Genomic DNA, 17285 nt, shown 5'->3' on the forward strand with positions numbered 1-17285 from the left:
TGATTAAACAGATTATTTATATCCAAGAAGCCTTAAAACATCTTCCGGTTCCTGTTTTTCACGGAAAATTTCATATTGAAGTTCTCCGTTTTCATCTTTCTGGATCAGAACGTGTCTTGGCTGAGGCATCAGGCAATGGTGTACCCCGCCGTACCCTCCAATGGTTTCCTGATAAGCTCCTGTATGGAAAAACCCGATATAAAGGGGTTTTGTATCACTGAATACGGGAAGATAAATGGCGTTGGTATGCTGTTCAGAGTTATAATAATCATCTGAATCACAAGTCAGACCGCCTAAAAACACTCTTTCATACGTATCTTCCCATCTGTTCAGCGGAAGCATAATGAAGTGTCTTGAAATGGCCCATGTATCAGGAAGTGTAGTCATGAATGAAGAATCAATCATATTCCACTTTTCTCTGTCATTCTGACGTTTCTGAGAGATAATTTTGTATAGATTGGCACCGCTTTCTCCAACCGTAAAACTTCCGAATTCTGTATAAATGTTCGGTTCTTCCACTCCTTCTTCTTCACAGAATTTTTTAATCTGAGATACAATTTCCTCTACCATGTACTGATAGTCATAATCAAAATTCAGAGACGTTTTAATAGGGAAACCACCGCCAATATTCAGGGAATCCACTTCCGGAGCAATCTTTTTAAGACGCGCGTATACACGAAGACATTTATATAATTCGTTCCAGTAGTAAGAAGTATCCTTGATTCCTGTATTGATGAAGAAGTGAAGCATCTTCAGTCTTGCGTTTGGATGCTCCGCAATTTTCTGGCTGTAATAAGGGATAATATCCTTATATCCGATTCCTAATCTTGAGGTATAAAATTCGAATTTCGGTTCTTCTTCTGATGCAATTCTGATTCCGATATTAAAAGTGGAATCGATGCTTTCTGTAAGTTTATCCAGTTCACGGTAATTATCCAGAATCGGAGTAATGTTTTCAAAACCGCTATTGATCATATCTGAGATCTTAGTCAGATAATCATCTGTTTTGAAACCGTTGCAGATCACCTCAATATCTTTATTTACCTTTCCTTTATCATAAAGCGATTTTACGATATCCATATCGTAGGCAGAAGATGTTTCTATTGAAATTTCGTTTTTCAGGGCTTCTTCAAGAACAAAATTGAAATGACTGGACTTGGTACAGTAGCAATAGGTATAATTTTTTTTATATTCGGTCTTCTCAAAAGCTTCCTTAAACCAGCCTTTCGCCTTCTGGATATTTTGAGAAATTCTCGGCAGGTAGCTAATCTTTAGCGGAGTGCCAAATTTTTCAACGACTTCCATCAAAGGAATATCGTGAAACAACAAATTGTTCTCAGAAACATTAAATTCCTCCGTAGGAAAATATAATGTCTGATCAATAAGTTCCGAGTACTTTATTTTCATTTCTAAACAAGTGAATTAAGAAATGCAAAATTGCTAAAAAAGTTTGATTTTTAAGCGTTAAATTTATTATAATTTTCTATAATCCCTCGAGGACCCTATCCCGAAAATTTCTGTTCTGAAAATCAATAGGTAAACTTCTGAATATATTCATTTCTTTTATTTTCGGAAATACCCAGAATCTCATTTATGTATACATCCGTTGACCCATATTTTCTGGTGATCTCGTCAAATGCACTCTCTAAATATCTTTTTTCTACCCAGCTCAGTTTTTCCAGCACCTGAATATCCATCTTCGGATAAAGAAAATGCAGGGTATTTGCAAGGCTTAATCTTTTCCGGACAAGGTTTTCCCTGTAATTATTAGATAAAAGGTATTCGTTATAAATGGTCTTCCTGTCAAACTTCAGGATGGTCAGAATCAAAGCGGTAACAATTCCTGTACGGTCTTTTCCTGCTGTACAATGATAGAGAACCAGCTGATCAGACTCCATAATTTCCATAATGATTTTCCGGATGACTTCCGGATTTTCAGTTACATATTCTTTGTAGAAATCCGTCATTCTTTTATCGGCATCAGAACCCTTCACTTTCCCTTTTAATACGAGTTTTTTTGCCTGATCCAACTGATCGCCCTCATCTTCAAAAGCCGAATAATTTTTATAGATGATTTCATTGGGAAGATGGTCCTGCTTCTGAGCAATTTCTTTTGAATTCCTGAGATCAATAACCTCCCTGATTCCCAGCCTTTCAATGTCTCTGAAAGAACTTCTTTTAAGCTTATGAAGATGTCCGCTTCTGTATAATAAGCCCTGCCTTAAAGTTCTGCCTTCCATATTTCTGATATTTCCGGTCGTCCTGAAATTGACAACTTTTCTTATAGTAAAACGTTTTTCAGTACCAATGACACCGTAATCCGGGCTCTCAAAATGCTGTGTTTTACAGGCAAAAACACAGAATAATAAAAGTGTGAAAACTGATATTTTGATGAATCTATTCAATAGTTTTTAATTTACCTACAAAAAAGTTTAAATAAGTTTAATATATATTTGGATAGTCTGTCTCATTAATTCCGACAAAAAATAACACATCGCCTGATTCATATTCTACAGAAACTTCATCTTCAACGGCAAAATTCCGGGTTCCTATTCTTGAGATAATACTTAAACTTCCATTGGTCAAAGGCCAGTTAAGCCCTCTTGTTGTGATGTTATGTACTGAGGGAAAAGGATAAAGTGAGATCATCCTGTTTTTTACCCCTTTCAGTTTAAAATGATTAGAAATAAAATAATACTCCGAAAATTCATCATAAAATTTAATCTTCATCCGGTCTTTAAATCCGTAAGCTACTGTAAGATTTCCAAGGAAATGATCCTGTTCTCCACCGCTGCCGCCGAAAACATCAATCTCTGAAAAACTTTTTTCCAGAATAATTTCTAAAGCTTTATGAAAATCTGTTTTGTCCTGATCCAGTGTGAGGATAAATTTCTCCTGATACATCTCTTCATCTGATCCGGAATGTGAATCAAAATCCCCGGAAATAAAATCCAGCTTATCCAGAGGAAACCCCATTCTTTTTAAATAATGAAAAGCACCGTCTGTACAGGCGATCAACCCATAATTATTAAGATCGGGGAAAGATTCCGGCGCGTCTCCATTAATGAAAAGTAATGCTTTATCTTTCATTCGGATTCCAGTATTCTTCCGGTTCATTATTCAGTTTGGAAATGTATCTCGCCAAAACAAAAAGGTAATCTGAAAGCCTGTTCAGGTATTTGATAAGTTCGGGACGAACCTCTTCGGATTCATTTAAGAAAACAAGGGAACGCTCTGCCCTTCTGCAGATTGTTCTTGCTGCATGTAAAAATGTTGCTGATTTTCCGCCTCCCGGAAGAATAAAAAACTGAAGGGGTTCCAGTTTTTCATCAAAAGCATCCATCCACTGTTCCAGCTCTTCAATTTCTTTTTCAGAAATCACTAATGGTAAACGTGATTTTCCGTTGGCCAGCATAAGTTTATCAACCGGTGTTGCGGCCTCTGATCCTACAGTGAAGAGATCAAACTGAATTTTCTTCAGCTGCTTCAGCACTTCTTCATCCTGAATATGACTTTTAGCAATTCCTATGAATGAATTAAGCTCGTCTATATTTCCGTAGCTGTCCACTCTTGCACTGGCTTTGGACACTCTTGTTCCGCCGTATAAAGCGGTCTGTCCTTTGTCTCCTGTTTTTGTATAAATTTTCATAGGTACTAAAATACTTTATTTTACAGAATGTAAAAAAGATTCGTGCAAAAAGAATGACCAATAATCTGCCTTATACCATGTCTATGCTATTTACTGATTTCCACGTATTGTATAACGGTCTGGTTTTTGGGATTATAGATAAGGGTGCTGCTGTGAGGAAACCTTTTCAGCTTATAATATTCTATATTCCTATCGTTTTTAATATCTTCAAGGAAGCTTGTATCAAAGGTATTTTCAGGAAGAAACTTAGACATAAAACTTATTTTATCAATAATGCTCTGCCCGTCAATTTTACGGGCTGTTTTATCAGATTTACTTTCATCCGTGGAAGGTCTGCTTTCCAGAAAAGGAAGTAATACCGCAAGATCTGACTTATATTTAAGGATATAGCCTTCAGAACCGTTGGGAAATTTAAATTTCTTTCCGCTGTCTTCCGTCACGACTGCTTTTTCTGCCCCGGGAAATACCTCGTTGAATTTCACATCCCGGGAATTGGTTAAAGAATTGATAGATTCATTTACCGTTTTCTTTACGGTTTCCTCAACAGCCTGCTGTGCTTTCTGCTGCACGGTTTCCGTTGTTTTCTGAACCGTCCGGTCTATTTTTTCTTCTATTTTATTACAGGATACTAATAAAAAAACAGGAATAAACGACAAAATATACTTCTTCATTTTTAATTCTAAATTGATTTCTTTTTATTACTGCACTTTCATACTAACGCAAAAACCGGTCCGCATATTTTTAAAGAAATAAAAAAAATTTTCCACCCTTAAAATCCTACTGACAAACTGTTGTCATAACCCGGCCTTACCTTTGTATCAACAATAACAAACAAAACAATACAATTATGACAACTACCGCAACAATCACAAAACAATTCATGACATCTGAGCAATTATTAGAGCACTGGCAAGGGCACAGAAACCTGACAAGAAGGGTAATCGAAGCTTTTCCTGAAAAAGAATTATTTGAATTTTCCGTAGGTGGCATGAGACCTTTCGCCAAACTGGCAGTAGAACTCATCAGCATTGGCGGACCTGCTCTGAAAGGAATCATTGAAAAAAATATGGAGGCCTATAACGAAGAAGGATTTAATCCTAAAACAAAAGAAGAAATCTTAAAAAAATGGGATGAAGAAACAGAAGTAATCAATCATTATTTCAGCCAGATTACAGAAGAGCGTTTCCAGGAAACCTTCAACCTGTTCGGACAGTATGAATTTCCGGTATATCAGAACATTCTCTATTTTGTAGACAACGAAATCCACCACCGCGGACAAGGATATGTTTATCTGAGAGCTTTAGGAATTGAACCTCCGTTCTTCTGGGAGAGATTCTAAATATAATAAAAGTTAAAGACAAAAAGTAAATGGGCTGGTAAACTGTTTATTCTTCAATAATCATATCAAATTAAACTGCAACAAACTCATTTCACGGTTTCTCCCGCCAGCTTACAACATTGTCTTTTTCTTTTTTCATCAAAATTATTATTCAGCTAAATCATTATTGCCTTAAATCTCAGTGCGTTTGTGCTGAGATTTTTTATTGATGCTTTCCTGAAATTCTGGTAACAAGATCATTTATCTTCACTCTAAGACTGTCCGGCTCCAGAATAGTGGCGTGATCAGCAAATGTGATCAGCCAGCGCGGGAATCCTTCTTCAATCCATTCTGTTTCAAAAGTCATTTCCATTCCACTATCGGTTTCTGTTTCTCCAATAAAACCGTAATATTTTTTGGAGTTCACCAGATGCCCCATGATTTTTTTATCAACCAGCAATCTCACTTTGGTCTTATTGCCATTTCCGCTGTTCCTGTAATCATTAATCTGGCCATATTCCTGAAGAAACGGGATCTGGGTTTTAAAAATCTGAAGAATCCTGTCAACACGGAACTGTCTGAAATCTTTTCTCAGCGTACAGAATGCCATAATGTACCAGTAATTGAATTCAAAGAATACTCCTACCGCCTCAATAGTCCTTTTGGTAACCCTGGAATCCACCGTTTTATATTCAATAACCAGCTGGGTTTTATCAGCAATACTTTCCAGGATCGTTGGTATGACATTTTTGATATGATCTTCCGGCCCGGCGTGATGGCTAAAAACATCAATCTGTTTTTCGATATTCTGAATCAGGTTTTTGTCCGAATGCCTCAATACGGAACGTACTTTCTCCATCGCTGTCTGGTAATGATTTCCCAAACTCTGATGGGAAAATTTCTGCATCAGTTTTTCAGCCGTGATAAAGCTTAACACCTCTTCTTTGGTAAACATGATGGGTGGAAGCTTATACCCGTCCATTAAAGAATAGCCATTTCCGGCTTCCCCAATAATCGGAATTCCCGCATTTTCAAGGGTTTTCACATCCCGGTAAATTGTTCTGATGCTGACATCAAATTTTTCAGCCAGGTCTTGTGCCCTGACTGTTGTCTTCGACTGCAATTGTGTGAGGATAGCCGTTACCCTGTCAAGTTTTTTAAGATAGTGATCGTTCATAATTGCTCCGGCAAATCTATTATTCTTTTTTTGATCTTCAGCGGATAAAATCAATAGTTTTTTTAATTTCTACCGGTATCTGCTAATTTTCTTTATATGTATTTACCAGTTTATCCAGATTCAGACTTCTTGCTGATGCATCAAAAATTTCCCGGTAGGTTCCGTTGGCCATTACGAGTTCATCATGGATACCGCTTTCCACTACTCTTCCTTTTTTCATTACATAAATTTTATCAGAATCCAGGATCTGGGAAAGTGAATGGGAAATAATGATCACGGTACGTCCTTCTTTAATGGCGTCGAGTGAGTTTTTAATCTGTTCCGTGGCAATGGCATCCAGGCTGGCGGTAGGCTCATCAAGGAAAATAACCGGAGGATTCTTCAGAAATAACCGGGCAATGGCAATTCTCTGCTGCTGTCCTCCTGAAAGCTGTGTGGCGTCATGCTGATAGCCATCCGGAAGATCCAGGATCTGATCATGCAGGTAGGCTTTTTTAGCGGCTTCCTGAATTTCTTCAAAACTCGCATTCATATCACCATATCTGATATTGTCCTCGATGCTTCCCTGAAAAATATGATTTCTCTGAAGCACCAGACCGAGGTCATTTCTCAGGAAGGTGTTGTTATATTCATTTAAATCCACTCCGTCTAACAAAATTTCCCCGGAATCGGGTAGGTAAAATTTACATAAAAGATTGATCACCGTTGACTTTCCTGCACCGCTCAGCCCCACCAATGCCGTAGTTTTTCCGTTTTCAAATTTCATGGAAACATCATGCAGTGCCTTTGTTCCGTTCGGATAGGTGAAATCCACATTTTTTAGTTCGAAGGTTCCCTTAATTTCTTTTTCTATAAAAGTTCCGTTCTGTTCGGTTTCATTATCGGCATTCAGAATATCGAAATAGCCTTCTGCATAGATCATGGCATCATTCATATCATCGTAAATTCTGTGCAGCTGGCGGATTGGAGCCGAGACGTTATTGAACAGCATGATATGAAGCATAATCGCCCCGATAGTCATCTGCTGGTCCAGTACCAGGTATACCGTCAGAAGGATAATCAGAACTACTCCGAACTGTTCGATAAAGGTTTTTAATCCGTCATAGATAAAGTTGGTTTTCCGGGTAAACATCTGGCTTTCCATCAAATCCATCTGAAGATCATACTGTTTTTTACCTTCAAATTTTTCACGGACAAAACTTTTAATAACCATAATTGAGTTGATCAGATTCAGAAGACCAGATGTCTTCTTCTCCCTTTGATTTCTCAACCGGCGTCTTACTCCGCTCAGTTTCTTAGCCTGTAAAGAGCTTATGTAAAAATAAATCGGAACAATAATCGTGGAAACTATTCCAACATATACGTTCTGCATATACATAATGATCAGGGCAATGATGGCATTGGAAAAAAGCGGAAGAATATCAATGAAAAAATTCTGCACCAGTTTTGTCAGACTTTCAATGCCCCGGTCTATCCTGATCTGCAGCTTTCCGGATTCATGATTTTCATCGTTAAAATAAGCCACCTTATAGGTGAGAATCTTATCAATTGCCGATTGTGCCAGAACGGAACTTACATTAATCCTGATTTTTTCGCCATAAAATTTTTGTCCGAAATTGATGAAAATGTTCAGAAGCTCTTTTCCGAGTAAAATAATAGAAATCACAATAAGAATATGAATTCCTTCCGACATAGGATGCGGAAGATGGGTAAGTTTTGTAACCTCATCCACCGTATATTTCAGCACAATGGGATTGACCTGTGCAGCCAAAGCTCCCAAAAAAGTAAGAAATAAGGTGCCGTAAATCATTAAACGGTAAGGCCTGATGAAGGGAACAAGCTGTTTATAAATTCCGAATAGAGTAACTGTTCTGTTAAAAGGTTTTGCCATAGAATGTATTTTAACTGAAAAACGTACCGTTTCTGAGAGAAAAGGTACGTTTTATTCTATTTTTCAGCAAATGATCTGCTTTTTTTAACAATCAAATTATCCTTCGTAGAAATAGGTAGTCAGGTAATGCAGCTCCGGTCTGCTTGCTGCTTTTGATTCTGCTTCGGCCTGTTCCCGGGAATACATGGCCGTGAGTTCTTTTCTTTGAAAAACAAAAGAGTTGTTGGCATTTTTATCAACTACCTCATTGAAGATATGCTCAATCTCTGAATTGCCTAATGAAGCAAAACCGATATCTTCAAAACCATACATCAGTCTCAGGTCATCAAACTGGCTGAAATTATCGTCTACAAAGGCCTGTAGCTGTGTCTTAGAATCAAAATTCCCAGCCCAGATATTGTATATGTATTTTTTCTTTTTCGGTTTGTCCAGAATACTCTGATAAACGAAGTTTTCTCCAAGATAAGCTTCTCTTACCTGCGGATCGTTGGCCAGATCTTCAGGAAGTCCTTCTTTCAGGATCTTTCCTTCAAACATAATGTAAGTTTTATTCGTAATAGCCAGGGTCTGCTGTACATTGTGGTCGGTAATAAGAATTCCGATATTTTTATCAACCAGGCTTCTTACGATTTTCTGGATATCTTCCACCGCAATTGGATCAACCCCTGCGAAAGGTTCATCCAGAAGGATAAAGTTCGGGCTTGTAGCGAGACATCTTGCAATCTCTGTACGGCGTCTCTCTCCTCCGGAAAGAAGGTCCCCACGGTTTTTACGAACGTGCTGCAATGAGAATTCTTCAATCAGCTCATCACATTTGATCTGCTGTTCACGTTTTGAAAGCTTGGTCAGCTGTAAAACGCCCATGATATTTTCTTCTACAGACAATTTTCTGAAAACGGAAGCTTCCTGAGCCAGATATCCGATTCCTTTCTGGGCCCTGCGGTACATGGCATCTGTTGTGATCTCCTGTTTATCAAGGAAAATTTTTCCTGAAGTAGGCTTCACCAGTCCTACGATCATATAAAACGAAGTGGTTTTCCCGGCTCCGTTCGGCCCCAGCAAACCAACAATTTCTCCCTGTTGAACCTGTACAGAAACGCCTTTTACAACTTTTTTAGGACCGTATTCCTTGATCAAATTTTCTCCTCGTAAAATCATAGCGCAAATATAGAAAAGTAAACGAATAAAGTAAACCTTTTTATTAACATTTAACTTGTTTCCGTCTTTGAAAAATCAGGTTCTAACCATCAGGAAATTACCATACTTTACATAAGCCTCATCCTAATAGATTTTGCCTTGCAAAATGATACCTGTGTCCCAGGAATATCTGTGTAGATGATGACGGAGGCAATAATCTGATTTGTCCCGGACATCCTCATTACTACGTCTGTTTCGGCCGTTCAACAAAAAACACCTCCATTTTAGAGGTGTTTTGTTTATATATATAGCTGCATGCTTATTTATTTAAAAGCATTGCGGCTTCTTTGGCAAAATAAGTAAAGATCATATCCGCTCCGGCTCTTTTGAAGCAGGTAAGACTTTCTATGATGGTTTTGTCATTATCCAGCCAGCCATTCTGTGCAGCTGCTTTCACCATGGCATATTCTCCGCTTACGTTGTAAACAGCAATCGGAAGATCAATAGCTTCACGAACTTTGGAAACGATATCCAGATAAGGAAGTCCCGGTTTAATCATGATGATGTCTGCCCCTTCTTCAATATCTTTATAGACTTCATTTAATGCTTCACGGGAATTGTGGAAATCCATCTGGTACGTTTTCTTATCTTTCGGAATTTCCATATTGTCTTTCGGGGCACTATCCAGAGCACTTCTGAATGGTCCGTAGAATGAACTCGCATATTTTGCAGAATAGCTCAGAATTCCTACATCGGTAAATCCGCTTTCCTCCAGAGCTTCACGAATCACCTGTACTCTTCCGTCCATCATATCGCTTGGTGCCACAATGTCAGCTCCTGCTTCTGCATGTGATACAGACATTCTGGCTAAAGCATCATTGGTGGCGTCATTGATGATTTTCCCGTTCTCTATGATTCCGTCATGCCCGTAAATGGAGTAAGGATCCAGCGCAACATCAGGCATTACGATCATTTCCGGAACGGCATCTTTAATCGCTCTGATGGTTTTCTGCATCAGCCCGTCTCTATTCCAGGCTTCTTTTCCTGTATTGTCTTTCAGATGTTCGGACACTTTCATGTACAGATTGACAGATTTCACTCCTAAAGAAAATAATTCCTTACATTCTTTAACAGTCAGATCGATGCTCCTCCTGAAAATTCCCGGCATCGACGGGATTGCTTCCTGCTGGTTTTCGCCCTCCATTACGAAGATAGGCATTACAAAATCATCCGTTGTAAGAGTATTTTCTCTTACTAAACTTCTGATAGATTCATTAATTCTTAGCCTTCTATTTCTTGAATGTATCATTTTGGAATACTTTTTGAATAAGTTTATGCAAATTTACTACAAGTTCAATAAAAAAGTATTGCACGGAATTGTAGAATTTGTTATTTTTGTTTTAATACATTCGAGAAATTATAATATTGATGAAAAAACTTTTACTTTTATTTATATTTATAGGCACTTTTGTTGGTTTTTCCACCAATTTAAAAGCTCAGTTGAGAGAGCCGGGTTCCCTGTCACAGAAAGCTGATGATGGTGTGCTGGTTGCTTATCCGAATCCTGCAAAGGATTACCTGCTGATTAAAGCTAAAGATTCTTCTCTTAAGATCAAGAGCGTAACTTTTTATTCTATTTTAGGAATGCAGGTGGCCAGTTACAGTGTCAACATGAATTCGGGGGAAATCAATATTGAAAAATTGAAACCCGGAAAATATCTGATTCGCTATATCTTAAGCGATAATACCCAAAAGGTTACTCAAATTGTAAAACAATAAAATTTAAATCCTGATAATCATCAGGATTTTTTCTTTTGCATTCATTCTGTTTTAATAATTCCGTAACTTACGGAACTTTTGTAGAATTAGGAATAAAAATTGAAAACAAGGCAGAAAGTTTAATCTAAAACCTGATAAAATAATATTTACCACAAATGTTTATCCTTGCGATAAGTATTATTCTCCCAATTTTTCAACTTCCTCTTTTTATAGTCTCATTGTAAAAAACAATTTAATGCTAAAAGCTGAACATATCAGAAAGACCTATAGCGCAGGAAAAAAAGTGGCATTGGATGATTTCAGCATCCATGTTCCGAAAGGCAGCATTTATGGTCTTCTAGGTCCGAACGGAGCCGGAAAAACTTCTTTTATCCGTATCATCAATCAGATTACCCAGGCCGATTCCGGAGATATATGGATCAACGGAGACCGCCTTAATCCCAATCATATCAGAGACATCGGTTATATGCCTGAAGAAAGAGGGCTGTATAAAAATATGACTGTCGGAGATCAGCTCCTCTATTTCGGGGAACTGAAAGGGATGAGTAAAAATGATGCGCTGAATGAGGCAAAAAAATGGTTTGATAAACTGAACATTGATCAGTGGTGGAAAAAGAAACTTTCTGAACTCTCCAAGGGAATGGCCCAGAAGATTCAGTTTGTGGTAACGGTTCTTCACCGACCTCACCTTCTGATCCTGGATGAGCCTTTTTCGGGCTTTGATCCTGTGAATGCAAATCTTATCAAGGACCAGATTATTGACCTTAAAAATAATGGAACAACCATTATTCTTTCCACCCACAGAATGGAAAGTGTGGAAGAAATGTGTGATTATGTGGCTTTGATTAATAATTCTAAAAAGATTATTGACGGAAGGGTTTTTGATGTCAGAGAGAAGTTTAAAAAGAATATTTTCGGAGTTACGCTTTCTGAAGTGAATGAAACCAAGTTTGAAAATTTTAAAACCCAATATGAAATTTTTAATTTCTCCAACGAAAATAACCTGGTTTCTTTTGAACTAAAAAATGAAAGCGGGCAAAACGATATTCTGATGGATCTTGTACACATTGGAAAAGTTAGATCTTTCGACGAAAGAATTCCGAGCATGAATGAAGTGTTTATTAATGCCGTAAGTAACCATTCTTAATTTTATGAATAATATTTTTTTAATTACAAAAAGGGAATTTCTTACTCAGGTGAAGAAAAAATCCTTCATTATACTAACGCTTCTGGCTCCTCTTCTTTTGGTTGCTTTTGGTGCCGTGATCGGACTCATGTTTAAAGCTAATGAGTCTCACAGCGTAATTGAAGTAGTGGACAAAAGCGGACTTTTCAAAGATCAGCTGAAATCCAATGACAAGCTTAATTATGTATTTGTTTCTACCGCGGATGAAAAGTCAAAGATCAATAATCTGAAAGACAATGAATCTCTGGATGGCATTCTGATTCTTCCGGCATTAAACGGGCAGAATTACGATGAGCTTCAGAACAGCTCAAGGCTTGTAGTCAACAGTAAAATAGGTTTTGATACGAAACAAAAGATTGTTTCTGATATTACGGATGTCATTAAAAAGGAAAAGATCAAGCAGCTGGGCATTCAGGAAACCCAACTTAATGATCTGGACAAGGGATTTACTTTAAAAACGATTAATGTTTCTGAAAATAATAAGGAAGATTCGGATCTTGCTTTTGGGGTAAAAAGCGGATTAAGCATCCTTCTGATGTATGTAACCTTCATGTTTATTATTATTTATGGCGTAAGGGTGATGAGAAGTGTTCTTGAGGAGAAAAATAACCGTGTGGTAGAAATCATTATCTCATCAGTAAAACCTTTTGAGCTGATGATGGGTAAAATTCTTGGGGTAACACTGGTAGCCCTGACTCAATTTGTAATCTGGATCACTATGTCTGTTATCGGAGCTTTGATCCTGAATACAGGCTTTTCTTCTCTTCAGAAAAATCTTCCCGGAGGCAGTGAAGAAGTGGCCAGTAAACTGGATATTGCACAGATTGCCACTCAGGTTTCCCACAGCCTGCTGGAACTGAATTTCCCGCTAATTATTTTCGTATTCATTGTATTTTTCCTTCTGGGATATATTTTCTACAGCTCTATTTACGCCGCCATTGGTTCTGCCGTGGATAACGAAACGGAAACCCAGCAGTTTACCTTATTTGCTATTTTGCCGCTTAGTTTAGGGATGTACGGAAGCTTTTCTTTGATGAATAATCCTGATGGTCCTTTGGGCTTCTGGCTGTCTATTATTCCGTTCACATCTCCGGTAGCGATGATTGCAAGGATACCGTTTGGTGTTCCGGCCTGGCAGATTGCCCTGTCTATTGTATTATTGCTGGGAACAACCATTTTTATGATCTTTTTAGCCGGAAAAATCTACCGTGTGGGGATTCTGATGTATGGCAATAAGGCTACGCTGAAGGAGATCTGGAAATGGATTAAAGGATAAAAGAATATTTTGGATTTAACGCAAAGTTCTAATTCCTGATTCTGTTGATTTTACGAGGTAAAGAAGGGAATTAACTCCGTTGATCAGATGAAGTGGATAAGCATACTGCTTTATTGCCTCTTTAATTTCCATATCTTACTTTTTTAAAAAGCTTCAAAATAATAAAAAGACAAATTAACTAATTCCTGTATTGAAATAAAAAGTCCCGGAAATTTTATTTCCGGGACTTTTTTATGGTGAATAATAATTATTCTATTTGAATATGTAGCTTAAGCTTACGCCTAAAACCTGTTCAGATTTCTTTTTATTAGTTCCTCCTTTTTCTTTAGCAAGATCAGGATAGGTATCTGAAAGACCTAAATCATATTTTAGGGTTATTTCAAGCTGTCTCTTGTAGCTGTAACCGATTCCTAATCCCAGTGCGAAATTGAAGCTTGATGCTTTTCCGCTAACTGCCGGATACAGAGGGTCTGTTACATCAGGATCGTAGTAAGGTCTGCTTGCCGGAGCATTTTTAACATTCTGATTCAGGAGAAAGTTAAATCTTGGCCCGATCATTCCGAAGAATTCCGATTCAGCTTCTGAAAAGTATCCTTTGAAGTAAACAGGTACGCTCAGGTAGTTGTTAGCATATACTGCGTCATAACCATCCTTTCCTTTAGCTTCTTTATCTTTGCCGGTTTCTCCTGCACCATAGTACGTTACTTCCGGCTGTAAAAAGAACTGGTTGGCCTTTCCGATCGGGATAAGAGCTAAAGCTCCACCCTGAAATGCGAATCTGGCACCAGAAGGATTATGGGCATTCCTTACACGGGAATAGTTACCTCCGGCAGTGACACCAAATCTTGTGCTTCCAAAATCAATCTGAGCAAAAGAAAGGGTTGAAACAGCCAATGCAGAGGTCAATAAAAGTTTTTTCATATTGTATTGGTTTTTACAGCTTATTATCCAAGGATTTTTGCAACGGTAGCACCGATATCAGCAGGAGAATCTACAACGTTGATTCCGTTTTCTCTCATGATCTCCATTTTAGCCTGAGCTGTATCTTCAGCTCCTCCTACGATAGCACCAGCGTGTCCCATTGTTCTTCCTTTAGGAGCGGTTTGTCCGGCGATAAATCCTACAACCGGCTTAGTAGATCCGCTTGCTTTGTACCATCTTGCAGCTTCTGCTTCAAGACCACCACCAATTTCACCGATCATTACCACAGCTTCAGTTTCAGGATCGTTGATGAATAACTCAAGCGCTTCTCTTGTAGTTGTTCCGATGATTGGGTCACCACCGATACCAATAGCAGTAGAAATACCGTAACCTGCTCTTACTACCTGGTCAGCCGCTTCATAAGTAAGGGTACCTGATTTTGAAACAATACCTACTTTACCTTTTTTGAAAACGAACCCTGGCATGATACCAATTTTAGCTTCTTCAGAAGTAATGATTCCCGGACAGTTAGGACCGATTAATCTGCAGTCTCTGTCAGCGATATAAGATTTTACTTTTACCATATCTGCTACAGGAATACCTTCAGTAATACATACGATAACTTTGATACCTGCTTCAGCAGCTTCCATAATTGCATCAGCAGCAAATGCAGGCGGTACGAAGATGATACTTACGTTAGCTCCGGCTTTTTCAACAGCATCTGCTACTGTATTGAATACCGGCTTTCCTAAGTGCTCAGATCCTCCTTTTCCCGGAGTAACCCCACCTACTACGTTTGTTCCGTATTCAATCATCTGACCAGCGTGGAAAGTTCCTTCGTTCCCTGTAAATCCTTGTACAATTACTTTAGAATCTTTGTTTACTAAAATTGACATTTTATTGTTGTTTTAATTTATTTAACTATTTTATTAATGCTCACAAATTTACTCAAATTTCTTTGAATTCAGATAAAACCTTCGGAATTGTTTATTTGAGATTTCTCAGCTTTACCTCTTTTTTAAGATAGCCTTTAAAATCTTCTGCAAACATACCGATATAGGTTCCTTTTTTAAGGTCCCGGTTTACTCCGGTCTTCCCGAGAAGAACAGATCCACTTTCAATGGTATTCCCGGAAGCAATGCCTACCTGTCCCCAAAGTGTTACCTCATCTCCAATGATGCAACATCCTGCTACTCCTACCTGTGAAGCGATCAGGCATTTTTTCCCGATCACGGTATCATGTCCTATCTGGATCTGGTTATCTAACACTGATCCTTCTCCTATGATGGTGGAATCTGTAACTCCACGGTCAATGGTACATCCGTTTCCGATCTCTACATTATTCTCAATGACTACATTTCCTACGGAGATCAGCCTGTCGAAATTACCGTTCACCTTTCTGTAATAGAAGGCATCCCCCCCCAGTACAGTGTTGGACTGAATGATCACATTATCTCCGATTACCGTTCTGTCTCCTATCACTACATTAGGAAAAATAAGCACATTTTTCCCGATCGTCACATTGTTTCCAATCACAGCTGAAGAATGAATTCTGGTTCCTTCTCCTATTTCAACATCATGAAGTTCTTCTGTAAAGTTGTAGATTCTGGTAAAATGGGTATTGATTTTATTGAAGTCCCTGAAAGGATCATCAGACACCAGGAGTGCTTTTCCTTCCGGACATTCCACTTCTTTATCAATCAAAATGATTGTGGCGGCAGAATTTAAGGCTTTATCGTAATATTTAGGATGGTTAACAAATACGATATCTCCAGGCTTCACCCTGTGAATTTCATTGGTTCCCAAAACTTCAAAGTCCTCAGGACCAATGAATTTTGAGCCTATTAAATCTGCTATGGTTTTAAGTTTCTGTGGAGAATGGAATCTCATAACAATTGATTTTCTTATAAAACAAAATTCGGACTGCTGATGCAGACCGAATTTTATATAGATGTATTACTCTTTTACTCTTTCTAAGTAGCTGCCGTCTTCTGTGCTTACTTTAATTTTGTCACCCGGCTCAATGAATAGAGGAACCATTACTCTTGCTCCTGTTTCAACGATTGCATTTTTAAGGGCATTGGTTGCTGTATTTCCTTTTACTCCCGGATCAGCTTCTATAACATCCAGATATACGGACTGTGGAAGTTCAGCAGAAAGAGGGGTTTCATCAACTTCTTTCAAAATGATCGTTACTTCTTCTCCAGCTTTCATAAACTGAGAGTTTTCAATCATTTCTTTATTCAGGTACAACTGAGAGAAGTCATCATTATTCATGAAGTGGAATCCGTTTTCATCATCGTAAAGATACTGGAACTTTCTGGTGATTACTTTTACTTCTTCAATTTTGTGTCCTGCAGAGAAAGTATTATCAATTACTTTTCCGTTGGTTACTGATTTTAATTTGGTTCTTACAAAAGCTGGTCCTTTCCCTGGTTTTACGTGAAGAAACTCAATTACTTTATAAATATCATTGCTGTACTCAATGCAAAGCCCTTTTCTGATATCGTTACTTGTTGCCATTAATTATTATATATTATTCTTTATTTTGATTTAAAAACAGGTATCTGTACCTGCATACTGCCGGGGCCCTGCTGCCCTATCGGATTTACGACTTTGCCGGCTGGTGAAATATACGAACCATTAGTTGTATTGTTAAACATTGAATTATTTCGGTTCAACTGATTCATATTATTCTGAACATTTGAATTGTTCTCATATTTTTTAAAGAATGATTCATTGTTCATACTGTTCTTCAAAGCATTATTCACATTGCTTTTTGCAATACTGTCATTTTGCAATGTACGGCTTTTCTCTATAGTCTCCTGCCTGGAAGTTGCATCTTCTTTTTTAGCATTTGACGGTTTAGTTTGCTGCCCCGCTACAATGGCTGAGAACAAAAAGGATAATGTTAAAAATAAATTTTTCATAAGTGTGTAGGTGTTTGATTA

General features: G+C 38.0%; 17 protein-coding genes and 1 pseudogene. 4 read left to right on the top strand and 14 right to left on the bottom strand.

The window, feature by feature from the left end; genetic code table 11:
• Positions 1-12: 12 nt before the first annotated feature.
• The 5 genes from AOB46_RS17720 to AOB46_RS17740 all read right to left on the bottom strand — a co-directional run bounded on the left by AOB46_RS17720 (position 13) and on the right by AOB46_RS17740 (position 4320).
• Entirely contained in the window at positions 13-1407 is a 1395-nt protein-coding gene (locus tag AOB46_RS17720) for an arginine decarboxylase (RefSeq protein WP_062701847.1), read from the bottom strand.
• Between the two features lie 122 nt (positions 1408-1529).
• Complete coding sequence (locus tag AOB46_RS17725; protein ID WP_062701849.1) at positions 1530-2405, bottom strand: tyrosine-protein phosphatase; 876 nt, start codon at positions 2403-2405, stop codon at positions 1530-1532.
• A gap of 37 nt (positions 2406-2442) precedes the next feature.
• The gene (locus tag AOB46_RS17730; protein ID WP_062701999.1) at positions 2443-3090 is read right to left on the bottom strand and encodes a thiamine diphosphokinase; all 648 of its coding nucleotides are present in this window, start codon (positions 3088-3090) and stop codon (positions 2443-2445) included.
• Positions 3080-3649 (bottom strand): cob(I)yrinic acid a,c-diamide adenosyltransferase, encoded by a 570-nt coding sequence (locus AOB46_RS17735; RefSeq protein ID WP_062701851.1) that lies wholly within the window; start codon positions 3647-3649, stop codon positions 3080-3082. Before AOB46_RS17735 ends, AOB46_RS17730 begins: the two co-directional genes overlap by 11 nt.
• A gap of 86 nt (positions 3650-3735) precedes the next feature.
• Entirely contained in the window at positions 3736-4320 is a 585-nt protein-coding gene (locus AOB46_RS17740) for a hypothetical protein (protein WP_062701853.1), read from the bottom strand.
• A gap of 176 nt (positions 4321-4496) precedes the next feature.
• Between AOB46_RS17740 and AOB46_RS17745 the strand changes: the two genes are divergently transcribed.
• Positions 4497-4988, top strand: a complete 492-nt coding sequence (locus tag AOB46_RS17745; RefSeq protein WP_062701854.1) for a DinB family protein — start codon at positions 4497-4499, stop codon at positions 4986-4988.
• A 202-nt stretch (positions 4989-5190) separates the two neighbouring features.
• Here AOB46_RS17745 and AOB46_RS17750 read toward each other — a convergent pair whose 3' ends face one another.
• The 4 genes and pseudogenes from AOB46_RS17750 to hemB form a co-directional block, all read right to left on the bottom strand.
• On the bottom strand, positions 5191-6144 hold the full coding sequence (locus AOB46_RS17750; RefSeq protein WP_062702001.1) for a helix-turn-helix transcriptional regulator: 954 nt from the start codon (positions 6142-6144) through the stop codon (positions 5191-5193).
• An 82-nt stretch (positions 6145-6226) separates the two neighbouring features.
• Positions 6227-7954 carry an ABC transporter ATP-binding protein gene (locus AOB46_RS17755; RefSeq protein ID WP_062702003.1) on the bottom strand — a complete coding sequence of 576 codons (1728 nt, stop codon included), beginning with the start codon at positions 7952-7954 and terminating at the stop codon, positions 6227-6229.
• A 513-nt stretch (positions 7955-8467) separates the two neighbouring features.
• Positions 8468-9193 (bottom strand): annotated as a pseudogene (gene lptB, locus AOB46_RS17760) (LPS export ABC transporter ATP-binding protein); the annotation flags it as partial.
• Positions 9194-9491: 298 nt separating this feature from the next.
• Entirely contained in the window at positions 9492-10481 is a 990-nt protein-coding gene (gene hemB, locus AOB46_RS17765; RefSeq protein ID WP_062701856.1) for a porphobilinogen synthase, read from the bottom strand.
• Between the two features lie 119 nt (positions 10482-10600).
• On the opposite strand from hemB, the gene AOB46_RS17770 reads away from it, so the two are divergent.
• From AOB46_RS17770 to AOB46_RS17780, 3 genes are all read left to right on the top strand, one after another.
• Positions 10601-10951: a T9SS type A sorting domain-containing protein gene (locus tag AOB46_RS17770; protein ID WP_062701858.1), complete on the top strand. Its 351-nt coding sequence runs from the start codon at positions 10601-10603 to the stop codon at positions 10949-10951.
• A gap of 235 nt (positions 10952-11186) precedes the next feature.
• On the top strand, positions 11187-12098 hold the full coding sequence (locus tag AOB46_RS17775; protein ID WP_062701860.1) for an ABC transporter ATP-binding protein: 912 nt from the start codon (positions 11187-11189) through the stop codon (positions 12096-12098).
• 4 nt (positions 12099-12102) lie between these two features.
• Entirely contained in the window at positions 12103-13413 is a 1311-nt protein-coding gene (locus AOB46_RS17780) for an ABC transporter permease (RefSeq protein ID WP_062701862.1), read from the top strand.
• A 252-nt stretch (positions 13414-13665) separates the two neighbouring features.
• Here the strand turns inward: AOB46_RS17780 and AOB46_RS17785 are convergent, their stop codons facing one another.
• The 5 genes from AOB46_RS17785 to AOB46_RS17805 all read right to left on the bottom strand — a co-directional run bounded on the left by AOB46_RS17785 (position 13666) and on the right by AOB46_RS17805 (position 17264).
• Positions 13666-14334 (bottom strand): porin family protein, encoded by a 669-nt coding sequence (locus tag AOB46_RS17785; RefSeq protein WP_062701864.1) that lies wholly within the window; start codon positions 14332-14334, stop codon positions 13666-13668.
• Between the two features lie 23 nt (positions 14335-14357).
• Entirely contained in the window at positions 14358-15230 is an 873-nt protein-coding gene (gene sucD, locus AOB46_RS17790; protein ID WP_002977143.1) for a succinate--CoA ligase subunit alpha, read from the bottom strand.
• Between the two features lie 91 nt (positions 15231-15321).
• Entirely contained in the window at positions 15322-16224 is a 903-nt protein-coding gene (locus AOB46_RS17795; RefSeq protein ID WP_062701866.1) for an LpxD N-terminal domain-containing protein, read from the bottom strand.
• A gap of 66 nt (positions 16225-16290) precedes the next feature.
• Positions 16291-16857: an elongation factor P gene (gene efp, locus AOB46_RS17800; protein ID WP_062701868.1), complete on the bottom strand. Its 567-nt coding sequence runs from the start codon at positions 16855-16857 to the stop codon at positions 16291-16293.
• A 20-nt stretch (positions 16858-16877) separates the two neighbouring features.
• Positions 16878-17264 (bottom strand): hypothetical protein, encoded by a 387-nt coding sequence (locus AOB46_RS17805; RefSeq protein ID WP_131724414.1) that lies wholly within the window; start codon positions 17262-17264, stop codon positions 16878-16880.
• Positions 17265-17285 lie beyond the last annotated feature (21 nt).

The organism is Chryseobacterium indologenes (genome assembly GCF_001295265.1).
Lineage (GTDB): Bacteria > Bacteroidota > Bacteroidia > Flavobacteriales > Weeksellaceae > Chryseobacterium > Chryseobacterium indologenes_A.